Below are 13309 nucleotides of genomic sequence, written 5' to 3' on the forward strand. Positions count from 1 at the left end.
GCATTACTATTTTATGTGGATTTATTTCTTGATTATTTTAAATGATAATGTTGCAAGTTTTCTTGAATATGAGAAAGTGATTTCCATATTGTTCGTCTATGCTTTTGGAATTATTGTCTGCCATTGGATACATCTATGAACAATTGATGTTGACCCTACTTAGACATTCTAAGTTATTTTTCTAATATTTTACAATTAGTTGGGTGGTAGTTGATATAATGTCTATTTTAAAATCCCCTAAATTATGCAAACTTCACATTTTACTTAATCAAATTGGTATATTTGTCGTATTGATGTTTTTTTCTTTAACTTCAATGGCTAAGGCTGATTACTTTGTCGGTGGTGGTGTTGGTTATCAAAATGACAGGCTTAGTGGTGAAAGCTCTTTAAATGGTGAAGATTCTTTTTTACAACTGAACGCTGGTTTGACAATAGAGTCAAAACATAGAGTAATGGCTACATACAGTTATAAAGATAAGTTTTCACAAAGTTTGTTTTTTTCTTCTTATGATTACTTATATCATTTAACTAATAAGGTATCCTTAAGTGGCGGTTTTTTATTAGGGGTTGGTTATAATGATATAGTTGAAGAGAGTTCTTTGGAATTTCTTAGAGGTCTTCAGGTTGGGTCCTCTTTCAAGATCAATAATGATTGGAACACTGATATCCTGTATCGATATATGCACCAAGATTTTGAAGAAGAGGGCGTTGAAATAGATAACTCTCAACAAATAGTTATCATCGCAAATTACCATTTTTGATTTGTATAAATATCTAATGATACCCCCTTTACATAATAAGGGGGTATCAATACCGTAATTCTGTTTTCAACTTCCGTTAAATTAAATAACCCCATTCATAGTGAATAGGGCTCGATAAGCTACTACGTAAGGGTACAGCAATTAGCTTGCTTGATACTCTGGGTAATCAAGTAGTCCTTTTTCTGCGCCACCAAACAGTGTATCTGGATCATGCGCAGCCAGCGGGTAATCATTCATAATGCGACTTGGTAGATCTGGGTTGGCAATAAATGGGCGACCAAAGCCTACCATGTCGGCCAAGCCGTCACTGATAGCTTGTGATGCTTTTTCTGTGTTGTAGCGACCAGCGTAGATGATTGTACCTTGGTAAGCTTGACGAATTGCCTGCTTAAATTCTACTGGTGTATCGGGCGCATCATCCCAGTCTACTTCAGCAATATGAACATAAACTATATTAAGCTTGTTCAGGAGTGCAGCCGCAGCCGTGTAAGTTTCAACAGGGGTGTTATCTACCGTCCCGTTGAGTGAAGTAAACGGGGCAAGGCGGACACCGACACGTTCACTACCAATCGCATCAGTCATTGCCTCTACCACTTCACCTAAAAAGCGTAAGCGGTTTTCGGTTGAACCACCGTACTCATCGGTACGGTTATTGGCTTCTGAATCGATAAACTGGTTAACAAGGTAGCCGTTTGCTGCGTGCAGCTCGATGCCATCAAACCCCGCTTCAATAGCATTTAGTGCGGCTTGGCGGTACTCGGCAACAACGTGCTTGATGTCGTCTTTAGTCATTTCTCGTGGCTCAACCACATCAACAAAGCCTGGGGCATTGCTACCATCATCAATAAAGACTTTAACGTTTTCCGCTTTTAGTGCTGAAGACGAAATAGGCTGCTGACCACCAATGTTCTCAGGGTGGGTTACACGGCCAACATGCCAAAGCTGGGCATAAATAACGCCGTCTTTTGCGTGTACTGCATCTGTCACTTTTTTCCAGCCGGCTATTTGCTCTTGCGTATAAATGCCCGGTGTCCAAGCGTAACCTTGGCCCATTTCTGAAATCTGAGTTCCTTCTGCAACAATCAGGCCAGCATCAGCACGCTGTGCGTAGTACTCAGCCATCATGTCATTTGCCATATTGCCTGGTTGACTAGCGCGAGAGCGGGTCATAGGTGGCATAACGATACGGTTTTTTAGTGAGGCATTGCCAAGTCGCATTGGCTGAAATAGTGCATCTTTCATCGGTAATTCTCCAACCAGTGCTTACTTGTTAGTCTGAATAAGTTCGATAGCGTAGCCATCGGGATCTTTTACGAAGGCAATATGTGTAGTGCCGCCAAGCATTGGGCCTGGTTCACGTGTTACATTGCCACCTTGGGCTTTGATTTTGTCGCAGGCTGCATAAATATCGTCAACCCCTAGTGCTAGGTGGCCGAAGGCATTGCCCAGTTCGTAAGCGTCAGTATCCCAGTTATACGTCAACTCAATGGTTGCCCCGTTTTTTTCGTAACCTACAAACACAAGCGAGTAACGATATTCTGTGTTTTCAAAGCGATCCAGTACCTGCATTCCCAAGATCTTGGTGTAGAACTCAATTGATTTATCGAGATCAGTAACGCGGATCATCGTATGGAGAAATTTCATATCGCACCCTTCTATAGTGACGCTAAGCGAATCTGCTAGTGTTAATGGGCTACCAGCAACCATTATTGATAACTATTATACCGCTTGTCCTTACACAGATTAAATTATCAATAATTATTGTTTTGATAATGTCTTGTTATTAACTCTATGGTGTTTGCTTGAATAAGATTTACTCCTGAGTAGTTTCGATTAATAACCCTTTATGTTTGCTTTTTCGTAAGGTTGTTGAATATTAGAATATGTTGGTGGCGTGAAATGGTAAATAATTAAACTGAAGACGAAGTAACTTAGCGGCATAGCAATCATGAAGAGGAACAGTGTTATGTCTCATCAGTTTAATCAATACCGTCAATTACTTAATCAATCGTTTGACCATACGGTCTCTTATTTAGAATCATTGCCAGATCGCCCAGTCGATAAACTGGCGATCTCCGAATCACTGCGACAGGCTATCGGTGGTGCGTTACCACTTTCCTCGAGCAGCCCAGATACTGTACTTCAGCAGCTTGCCGAAAACGTTGAACAAGGTTTAATGAGCTCTGGTGGTCCCCGCTTTTTTGGTTACGCGATAGGCGGTACATTTCCTGTGTCACTTGCCGCAGACTGGATGGTAAGTGCTTGGGATCAAAATGTACCTTATTACGTGTCGAGCCCGTCGATGGCAATAGTCGAAGAAACGGCTGCTGAATGGATGATTGAGCTGCTGGGCTTATCTAAGCAGTCTGGGCTAGGGTTTACCTCTGGCGCACAAGAAGCCATTTATACCGCATTGATCACTGCCCGTAATACATTGCTTCAACGGGCTGGTTGGGATGTGGCGAAGCAAGGCCTTTACGATGCCCCGCGGGTTCATGTAGTGGTGAGCGATCAGATCCATTCAACCATTAAGCGTGCGCTTTCAATGATTGGTATTGGGTTGGAAAATATCCATACAATTCCAACGGATAGTAACCTGAGGATCATTCCTAAATATTTACCTGACATCTTATCGCGTTGCGATGGCCCGACTTTAATCTGTGCGCAAGCTGGCTGTATTGATTCTGGTGCGTTTGACCCATTTGAAGCATTGGCAGATTGTGTTGCTGATCATCCTAATGCTTGGTTGCATGTCGACGGTGCCATTGGTTTATGGGCGGCTGCAAGTGAGCGTCAGTGTCACTTATTGAAAGGGATTGAAAGGGCTGACTCTATCGATACTGATGGCCATAAATGGTTCAACATGCCTTATGACTGCGGCATGGTGATTGTCAAAGATGCGGCTGCATTGGCCTGTGCAATGGGGGGGAGCAACATGGGAGATTATCTCAACGATGCAATGGCAAAACCCGACCGCAATGCAATTAATTTTGGTATTGCCGCCTCTCGACGTGCCCGCGGCGTACCAGTGTATGCGGCGATTAAAACATTGGGTAAAGCCGGTATAGAAGCGCATCTTGATACCTGTTGTGACTTAGCTAAGCGAATGGCAGACACGCTAGCGCAAATTGAGGGGATCACCATTCTTAATGATGTCATCTCGAATCGCTTCTCGGCTCAGTTTGGCATTGGTGATGATACATTCCGGAATCATTTGACCGAGCGAGTGGTACATCGCTTACAGCAAGATGGCTACTGCTATCCATCAACGTCGGGTTATAAAGGGCTCAAGACGATGCTGTTTTCAGTATTGAGCTGCCATACCAATGAGCAAGATATTGATCGTTCGGCCGAGAAAATTATCGAAGCCTACGCCATCGAACTTAATCGTTATCACCTCGAAAATCCTAGCCATGAAAGCAAACAAGCTGACGTTGTTAGCGAGTAATTAATGGTTTGCGATCAACATCGCTAACGCTTGTTCATATTTCCGAGGTAAGGGAGAGTTAAAATGAAAGTGCTAATTAAGAATGTGTCACTGTTCGATGGGATCAATGAGCCGCTGCGTCATGATTGCAGTGTATTGGTAGAGGATGGGATTATTTGTCATATTTATCAGTATGAAATTGCTGTCGATGATGTCGATAAGGTCATTGATGCTGATGGTTATACGGTAATTCCCGGATTGATAGATGCCCATACCCATATTGCTTTGTCAGACACTTTCGATGCGATTGATTTGATGACAGAGGAAGAGGTGGCAATTCGCTCAACCGTTATTGCTAAAGAAATGCTAGAGCGTGGTTTTACTACAGTTCGAGATGTAGGCAGTAACTGTTATGGCTTGAAGCAGAGCATTGATAATGGCTTTATTGCGGGGCCAAGAATTTACCCTAGCTACGCTGGTATATCACAAACATGTGGTCATGCTGACTATCGACAGAACCGAGCCCAGCGATCAAATTTCAACCGTGGAATTGAAGATTCTAGCTTTATGCGCCAAGAGCATCTTGTCTTGGCCGACGGGGTACCAGAGTGCCTTAAGCGAACTCGAGATCAGATTTTTAAAGGGGCTTCACAGATCAAAATTTTCGGCGGTGGCGGTGCGTCATCGTTATTTGATCCCCTTGATACCATTCAATATACCCGTGATGAATTACGTGCGATTGTAGAGACTGTTACTAATTACGGATCGTACGTTTGTAGCCACATCCATGCTCAACCCGCGATGAAAATTGCGATAGAAGAAGGTGTAAAGTCGATTGAGCATGGCACGTTCATGGATGATGAAGTTGCCAGCATGTGCCTCGATAAAGATGTATGGGTTGTGCCTCAGTATGCGACGGCAGAGCTGATTGCTAACCGAAAAATCCCGCTAGGCAGTGAAATCTTATATCAGAAGACGGAACGCGTCGGTAAAGGCTTACTAAAACAAGCTGAGCTGGTGGAAAAATATGGTTTGAAGTGTGCATTTGGTACTGATTTGGTCGGGACGCCAGAAGTACATGCGAAGCAAAATATGGAATTTTCGGCACGTAAGAAATATTTCGGCTCTTTTATCGGGATCAAGCAAGCGACATCTGATACGGCTGAATTGTTGAAGCTTTCAGGGCTGTTAGACCCTTACCCAGAAGCTGATATTGGTGTATTACGCCCTGGTGCATTTGCCGATATGCTCTTCGTACAAGGGAACCCCGTTAGCGATCTTGAAGTTCTCGCCAACCCAGACAATATTAAAGTTGTGATCAAAGGAGGAGACATATTCAAAGATACCCGCCTACGGTAAACTTTGTTTCATGTACTCTTTATAAGCCGTCTTAACCTAGGCGGCTTTTTTATTGCCGCAATGGTAAAAAAGCCTCCATGTGGAGGCTATAAGGGGCTTGCTAAATATTTAGCGTTACAATACAAGGTGCATTGTACGTCGTAGCTTTTTGCAGCGTGATTTGTCTAGTGGGTCGTTTAGGTAAATGCCCCTATCTTCAGCCTTCTCTCTGTATATCAGTGCCTTGGCTCGATCACGGCTATCGAGCTTGTCAAACTCTCCCATTGTGCGTAAACCAAGAAGATCATACTTTCCTTCATTCTCTCTATCTAATCGCTTACAAAACTGCATCGCACCTGCATTAGCACCCAGTTTGGCGGCATCACTAAACACATCTGCATAGACAGGAACGGAATTGAACAAGGTGATGAGTGCTGCGGCTACTATCGAGGTTTTTTTCATTTCTACTTTCCAATGAATAACAAGGAGTAGCAATATAATTCAATGTATTAGGGTGTTTTTACCATTTAATGCCATCACGATTTTCCCCTTTGGTCTAACTTTGAGTTAGGCCTGTATTCAAAGCATAAGGAGCCCATCCATTATTATTTTATGTGGTCGCTATTATTTCTGGCTTTGAAGAGGAATGAAAGCTCAGTAAAATGAACTTGGTTGTATATATGTTGCTAATATCAAAAATATGATCAACATCAAACAGCGGATGTCATGGCGTAAAAGGCAAAGTATCGGACGTGCTATGCCAAGAAATTAGCGAAGTTAATTGTTTTAATCCACACCAATATCAATATGAAAAATGCCGAGAATAAGTGGGCATTTCATCATGATAAAAGAGCTCAGGATTTCACCTGAACCGATAAAATTGGTGAGACAAACAATGAAACATAAAACATTAATTATTGCTGGATTACTGTCGGCAACGAATGCTTGGGCTTTAAATACAGAGCCTATGGCATCTCATGATCTGAAAATTGTTTCAGAACATCGAGGCCACTTCAGCCGTAATTATATGGAATTAACCAGCAACTTCGGTAAAGTCGGCCCTGGCTTGTTACTGAGCACGCTTGAATACCATAGTTGGTCCAAAGACCTTAGTGAGAATGGTTTTTTCCCTATTGAGGGGGACTTTGCAGACTTAAATGATGTCGAGTCTTTTTTTGCTCCGGGATTTATGTATTTTTTTCCGGTTAATAAAAAATTGGGTTTCGGTCCCGTGGCCAAATACCAATTTGATGATGGCTACCGCTCAATGCTAAAAGCGGGTTTTGCTGGGATGTATAATCATGGAAATGGCTTATATGCCTTTGCGATGTATAGATTTGATCGTGGAATGTCTAACAAGCTGGATCGTATTACTTACGGCGCAACGAATGTAGACCGCAAAGATCTGGTACTGGGTTATAGATCCGATAACTGGGATATAAATTTTCGCGCCGCGCATTTTAACTTTGTGAAAAATTCAACTCGGTCAGCCTTGAAGGATATAGGCCATAAAGGTAAATTTGGTGAAGCTGAGTTGATGGGGGAGTATAAAGGGTTTAAGCACTTCTCTCCTTATGTATCCGTTATTTGGGAGTCTAAAGACGAGTACGCAAATCCAACGGCATTTGGTAGTAATGGCTTTGGTGTAGGCGTTAAATTGCACTTCTAACCAAACGAATTGTAGACAAATAAAAAGGAGCTAAATGCTCCTTTTTAAATTTCTTAAATCAACAGGATGTAGCCTTTTTATGCTGCTAAGTTGCTGCGGCGCATAACATAGTGTCCGGGCTCTCTCTGCGTTTTACCACTTGGGTCAGGCGCAGTAGCATCAGTAATGCGGACAGTGACAACCCTGCAATAATGCCAATCCAAAAGCCTGTTTCTCCCATTGCAGGAACAATATAATTCGTCATTCCTAAGGTAATACCAAGCGGCAAAGCGATGCCCCAGTAGGCTGTACAAGCAAGGAACATCGGGATTTTTGTATCTTTATATGCCCTTAATGCACCATTTGACGAAGTCTGGAGTGCATCACTTATCTGATAAATTGCCGTATAAAGTAGTAGGGAAGACGCCGTTGTACTAATGATAGGATCTGCCGTGTATAAGCGAGTGATCCATTCTGGGAACAAGATAAAGAAAGCGGCTGAAATCATTGAGAGTAAAGCTGCTATTGCAATACCGACTTTTGCGCGAAGCTTAGCGGCAAGCTCATCATTTTGACCGAGTGCATGTCCTACTCGAACCGTAATGCCGAATGAAAGACTCATTGGGATCATATAGGTCATGCTTGAGATATTGAGGGCAATTTGTGCCGAAGCTATATTGGTTGTGCCTAATCGTCCAATAAGCAATGCAATTACAGAAAAGATACTGCCACACACGGCGATGTTTATACCAATTGGTAGCCCTAGTTTAACGAGCTTAGCAATAGGCGAGAAATGCGGTGCGAAATGGCTGTAGTTGATAATATTTTTATAATGGTGGTGTCTTCTGATGTATAAAAACAACAGAATAGACATCGCCCAATAAACAATACTTGTCGCCCAACCACTACCCACTGCGCCAAGTGCAGGCATACCGAATTTACCATATATCAAGATATAGTTAATTGGGATATTGATAGCTAAACCAAGCAAAGAGAAAAACATTGGTGCTTTAGTATTGTTCATTCCTTCACAAAAACTGTTCAAGGTATAGAACAACGCGATGCCGGGAACACCGAAAGCGAGTGCAATTAAATAATTGCTAGCGATGGGAATAACTTCGGCCGATACATTTACGAAGCTCAATATTGCTCCGCCGAAGTTCAAATAAACAATCAGTATTAAACTGCCAAATAAAGCAATCCAGACCATTTGGAATAATTCAGATGATATTTTATCTTTATCACCGGAGCCGCGATGAAATGCAGTGACGGGTGTTAATGCCATGAGTACACCACGTAACAATAAATTTGCAGGTACCCATAAGCTTGTTCCTAGAGCGATAGCGGCTAAGTCAGAAGGGCTCACTTGCCCCGCCATTGTGGTATCGACAAAGCCCATGCCTTGTGTGGCAAGTTGAGTAATAATAATAGGAATGGAAAGGCGTAAAAGTGCTTTCGATTCAAGTAATAAACGAATTAAGGAGGTGTTGTTATTAGTCATATTCTTTGAACACCAATATGAATACCAGAATGGAGGCAGGATAGCGAGTTTGGTATTTACAGGGTGTGCCCACAGGGCTGCGCAAGGATATAGAAGTTACAGTGGCAATACAATGCGGAATGGGTGTTATTTATCGTGTTTATCTACTCGCGTACTTACTAAAAACAGCATGCTCTGCGTTTTAAAGCATCGATCGAGGAATTAATTAAAGCTTGTTTTTTGCTACTCAGGGTTTCTGTTACTCATGGAGAGTAACAACTTAAACTTGTTCAAAAATTTTATCGCAAGCCTCAATTAAATACTCTGCAAGTAACTTTGTTTGACTCGACTTTTGTTGTCCTACATGGAGTAACAATTCTAAGGCGGGTACGTCCGGCAAACCATCTTCCAATCCTAAAATACAATGCTCCTTACTAACTAACCGCTTTGGTAACAACGAGATACCTAGCCCAGCTTCTACAGCACAGCCGACGCCAGATAAGCTGGTGGTAATGTAGGCCATTCTCCACTGTCTTTCTAATGAGTCAAAAGTATGGGCCATTTCACTGCGGTACAATCCTGTACTGGGTAGGCCGACTAGCGGTACGGTGGTTTTTCTCAGATTATTACTCTCTATCCCATCAATCCAACAAAGAGGCTCGAGCCAATTTGCATGGCCTTGAGCGGAGCCTATGCGGTGTTTTACCAGTGCGAGGTCGAGATCATTATTTTGAAATTGAGTCCAAATGTCACTACAGAGCCCGCTGTTAACTTCAAGGCGAACATCTGGGAAGGCTCTGGCAAAACGAGTTAAAGTTGGCATTAATTCATTTGTCGCAAAGTCTTCTGGTACGCCAAGTCTTATCGGTCGCTGTTCCGTGACGATAGCAGTTTGTGCTATCGCATCTTCCATCATGCTCAGAATGCGTCGAGCATAAGCGACAAAGCGTTCGCCTTCCACCGTTGCTGTAGTGAAACGCTTATTTCGTGTTAATAACTCGCACCCCAATTGTGCTTCCAGTTTACGGATCTGCTGGCTAATGGTTGATTGGGTGAGATGCGTACTTTCAGCGGCTCGGGTAAAGCTACCGGTATCGACCACAGCAACGAAACTGCGCAATAAGACGGGATCTAACGTGTGCTGCATGGCGGTACCTGATGAAGTAGTGGCATATCCACTGATAATAATTAAATCATTTAAATTATCAATTGTTAATTTTTTGTGTATGGTATGTGTATGGTTCCAGTTACGGTTAAGTAGCTAAGGATTCGTGTTTAATAATAAATAAAAGAATCAACTCTCTTGTATGAAGGACAACAAGATATGACCCAGAAACGTCAGTACTATTCACCGCAAGGTGGCCTTCCTCCACAAACACAATTATTGTCAGATCGTGCTGTATTAACTGAAGCTTATGCAGTTATCCCTAAACGTGTGATGACGGATATTGTGACCAGTTTTTTGCCTTTTTGGGAAAACATGCGCATGTGGGTAATCGCCCGCCCATTAAGTGGATTCTCTGAAACATTTTCACAATACATTGTCGAAATAGATCCAAATGGTGGCTCTAATCGCCCGGAATTAGACTCTGCAGCAGAAGGCGTTCTGTTTGTTGTTGCGGGTGAAATGGATATTACTATTGAGGGCGAACCGCATCATATGACTGAGGGAGGCTATGCTTTTTTGCCTCCGGGTTGTGATTGGACGGTACATAATCATGGCGATCAGCCTGTACGTTTTCACTGGGTTCGAAAAGCATACCAATTTGTAGATGGCCTCGATGTACCAGAAGCGTTCGTTGCCAATGAAAATGATCTTGATCCGATTGAAATGCCAGATACAGATGGTGGTTGGGCAACGACACGCTTCGTTAACCCAGAAGACATGCGTCATGACATGCATGTCAATATCGTGACTTTCCAGCCTGGTTCGGTTATTCCATTTGATGAAACTCATGTAATGGAGCATGGCTTGTATGTTTTGCAAGGCAAAGCGGTGTATCACTTAAATCAAGATTGGGTTGAAGTCGAAGCGGGTGATTTCATGTGGTTACGTGCCTTCTGCCCACAGTCTTGTTATGCCGGGGGCCCTGGTCCATTCCGCTACCTACTTTATAAAGATGTAAATCGCCACATGCCATTTATCCGCCCGAAGAATTAATATCTTATTTTGGTAACTGGTTTAATCCGATACCTGCTCACGATTCATGGGTATCGGTTTTCTCCGTGAGTACAATCGGATTGATTTTTTTCTGTACAAACTTCCAGTAAACTGCGTAAAAGCCTTAACTCAAGGTGTAATAACACACTTTCCCCGCAAGGTGCCTCGCTTAAACTTACTCTATCAAAGCAAGTATTCACGTCAGGAGAAATAATGACGTGGTTGCTCATTACTCGAAGTTAAGAGAGGAAGATATGTCGTTCATAGAAGGCCAGTTGACACATTATTTAAACCCAAATGCACAGCGTAAAAATTGTTATTCGGATGAGCAGAAAGCCATTTTAAATGTAGAAAATGCAGCCCAAGCGATAGCTGACATTAAATTGTGGCCTGGATATAAGGTAACACCACTGCATTCATTAACGCAGCTTGCCACAGCTTCTGGCTTGGCGCACATATGGTACAAAGATGAATCTAGTCGCTTTGGACTAAAAAGCTTTAAAGCGTTAGGTGGCGCTTATGCTGTGGCAAAACAACTGCAGCAGGTTATGCAAAAAAGGTATGGTCAAAAGCCCACAATTACCGATTTACTGGCAGGGAAGTGGCAAGCGGAAGTAGCTGAAATTGTGGTGAGTTGCGCCACCGATGGTAACCACGGACGCTCTGTAGCATGGGGAGCACAAATGTTTGGTTGTGGCTGTGTTATTTACATCCACCGCGATGTTTCCGAAGGCAGGAAACAAGCGATGGAGGCTTTCGGTGCTAACGTCATTCGTATTAGTGGTAACTATGACGAGTCAGTAAAAATGGCTGATACTGAGGCGAAAGCTAATGATCGTGTCATTGTTTCAGATACCTCTTATGAAGGGTATATGGAGGTTCCGAAGGATGTCGCGTTAGGCTATACCGCAATGATTGCTGAAATTGTTGAGCAGCTTGACGGTGAAATTCCAACTCATGTATTTGTACAAGGCGGGGTCGGGGGGCTAGCGTCTGCAGTATGCGGTTATTTTTGGGAGCTTTGGGGCGAAGACCGTCCACGATTTGTGATTGTAGAGCCAGAAAAAGCGAATTGTTTGCAGCAAAGTGCTCAGGCGGGCAAACCCGTGGTCGTTCATGGTGATTTAGAAACGTTAATGGCAGGCTTGGCTTGTGGTGAAGTGTCGGCGCTAGCGTGGACAATTTTGGAAAGTGGTGTAGATGATTTTATGACCCTGAGTGAAGATGCTATACCACAAACAATGCGTCTATTAGCTGAAGGGTTTCAAGGTGATCCTATGATAGAGGCTGGTGAGTCGGCTGTTCCTGGCTTGGCTGCTGCAGTCATTAGCCGTTCACAACAACAGGTCTCACAGCAACTTGGTTTGAATTCGCAAAGCCGTGTTTTAGTGATTGGAACTGAAGGTGCGACAGACCCAGTTTTATATCAAGAGCTAATCGGTAAATGATGTTCTATTTCAGTTCATGACAAATAGCATTACTTAGTAAAGGTGGAGAGATCACCTTTACTTAAGTGGCGCGTAACAATGTTTTTCTGCTGCTTAGTTTAAGGCGATCAATTCATGATGGTTATCACGGCTAGCACTCTGTATCTTCATCAATAATTGGAACTGTTAAGCCAACTTTGACTGGATCCATAACGACGTTGGTTTGAAAGCTTTTTATATTGGCATTATCAAAGAAAGCCTCTCTTGTGAACCTATCATAATCTTCCATATCAATAGCTGTCACAATTAAGATAAAGTCCGAACTGCCTGTGACGTAGTAGCACTGTTGAACTGAGCGGTTAGCATTCATTTCTTTTTTGAAATTATGCATTAAATCGACCCGCTCACGCTCAAGTGTTACCTGAACAACAAACGTCATAGCGTGCCCAACAGCTTTAGGGTTAACAACCGAAACATCGGCTTGAATGATATTTTGAGCTCGCAAACGCTTTAACCTGCGCTGCACCGCTGCTGGAGATAAGCCTACTTGCTCTGCTATTTGGTCTGAGGTTGTGCGATTTGAGGTTTGTACGATGTCGAGGATTTTACGGTCGAAATTATCGACGGTTAAGTTTACTTTTGCCATATGAATGCTGTCCTTTCCTTATAGTATTTAGTGGTAAAGCATTGAAGGTGTGCATTTTTTTGCACCTCATCTTTTTATTTTTTACTGATAGATCCTTAATCCCACATTTAATCTAAAAGCACTATATCCCATTAAAAATGAAGAATTTCCGCATTATACGCGTGGTTCTGTATGAATTCCCGCAATGCGCTCAAGGCATTATTGTCCTTTTTAATGCTGGTTTTAATGTCAGCATTGCTTTTTATCATCAAATTACCATAGGAAAATAGTCGATTGATTTGCTGTAAGTATTACTTTTGGGTGTTTATTGCAAATGTAATATGAAACGTGGATTAATTAACCTGCTTTGGCTGTATTATTAATGAATAAGATTGAATTGTAACTCCTGCTATTAATTATTCTATTTATATGGGATGTTTTG

At 42.5% G+C, this 13309-nt stretch carries 12 protein-coding genes; 6 read left to right on the forward strand and 6 right to left on the reverse strand.

What is annotated here, in order from left to right; all coding sequences use genetic code 11:
• Positions 1-218 precede the first annotated feature (218 nt).
• The gene (locus tag L4D09_RS25275) at positions 219-761 is read left to right on the forward strand and encodes a porin family protein (RefSeq protein WP_428460316.1); all 543 of its coding nucleotides are present in this window, start codon (positions 219-221) and stop codon (positions 759-761) included.
• Between the two features lie 141 nt (positions 762-902).
• On the opposite strand, the gene L4D09_RS25280 is transcribed toward L4D09_RS25275, so the two are convergent.
• Together L4D09_RS25280 and gloA are read right to left on the reverse strand one after the other, a co-directional pair.
• On the reverse strand, positions 903-2003 hold the full coding sequence (locus tag L4D09_RS25280; protein WP_428460317.1) for an alkene reductase: 1101 nt from the start codon (positions 2001-2003) through the stop codon (positions 903-905).
• Between the two features lie 21 nt (positions 2004-2024).
• Positions 2025-2405, reverse strand: a complete 381-nt coding sequence (gene gloA, locus L4D09_RS25285; protein ID WP_428460318.1) for a lactoylglutathione lyase — start codon at positions 2403-2405, stop codon at positions 2025-2027.
• A 322-nt stretch (positions 2406-2727) separates the two neighbouring features.
• On the opposite strand from gloA, the gene L4D09_RS25290 reads away from it, so the two are divergent.
• Positions 2728-4209, forward strand: a complete 1482-nt coding sequence (locus L4D09_RS25290; RefSeq protein WP_428460319.1) for a pyridoxal phosphate-dependent decarboxylase family protein — start codon at positions 2728-2730, stop codon at positions 4207-4209.
• A 63-nt stretch (positions 4210-4272) separates the two neighbouring features.
• Positions 4273-5547: a metal-dependent hydrolase family protein gene (locus L4D09_RS25295; RefSeq protein ID WP_428460320.1), complete on the forward strand. Its 1275-nt coding sequence runs from the start codon at positions 4273-4275 to the stop codon at positions 5545-5547.
• Positions 5548-5661: 114 nt separating this feature from the next.
• Here L4D09_RS25295 and L4D09_RS25300 read toward each other — a convergent pair whose 3' ends face one another.
• Positions 5662-5988 (reverse strand): hypothetical protein, encoded by a 327-nt coding sequence (locus L4D09_RS25300; RefSeq protein WP_428460321.1) that lies wholly within the window; start codon positions 5986-5988, stop codon positions 5662-5664.
• A gap of 433 nt (positions 5989-6421) precedes the next feature.
• Between L4D09_RS25300 and L4D09_RS25305 the strand changes: the two genes are divergently transcribed.
• Positions 6422-7195, forward strand: coding sequence for a hypothetical protein (locus tag L4D09_RS25305; RefSeq protein WP_428460322.1), 774 nt, complete (start codon positions 6422-6424; stop codon positions 7193-7195).
• Between the two features lie 85 nt (positions 7196-7280).
• Here the strand turns inward: L4D09_RS25305 and L4D09_RS25310 are convergent, their stop codons facing one another.
• Entirely contained in the window at positions 7281-8675 is a 1395-nt protein-coding gene (locus L4D09_RS25310) for an MATE family efflux transporter (RefSeq protein WP_428460323.1), read from the reverse strand.
• 259 nt (positions 8676-8934) lie between these two features.
• Complete coding sequence (locus L4D09_RS25315; RefSeq protein ID WP_428460324.1) at positions 8935-9801, reverse strand: LysR family transcriptional regulator; 867 nt, start codon at positions 9799-9801, stop codon at positions 8935-8937.
• Between the two features lie 177 nt (positions 9802-9978).
• On the opposite strand from L4D09_RS25315, the gene L4D09_RS25320 reads away from it, so the two are divergent.
• Positions 9979-10815, forward strand: a complete 837-nt coding sequence (locus L4D09_RS25320) for a bifunctional allantoicase/(S)-ureidoglycine aminohydrolase (RefSeq protein WP_428460325.1) — start codon at positions 9979-9981, stop codon at positions 10813-10815.
• A gap of 254 nt (positions 10816-11069) precedes the next feature.
• A complete protein-coding gene (locus L4D09_RS25325) occupies positions 11070-12263 on the forward strand; it encodes a diaminopropionate ammonia-lyase (protein WP_428460326.1) in 1194 nt (397 codons plus the stop codon).
• Between the two features lie 130 nt (positions 12264-12393).
• Here L4D09_RS25325 and L4D09_RS25330 read toward each other — a convergent pair whose 3' ends face one another.
• Positions 12394-12888 (reverse strand): Lrp/AsnC family transcriptional regulator, encoded by a 495-nt coding sequence (locus tag L4D09_RS25330; protein ID WP_428460327.1) that lies wholly within the window; start codon positions 12886-12888, stop codon positions 12394-12396.
• Positions 12889-13309 lie beyond the last annotated feature (421 nt).

The sequence above is a fragment of the Photobacterium makurazakiensis genome, assembly GCF_050336715.1.
Taxonomy (GTDB): Bacteria; Pseudomonadota; Gammaproteobacteria; order Enterobacterales; family Vibrionaceae; genus Photobacterium; species Photobacterium makurazakiensis.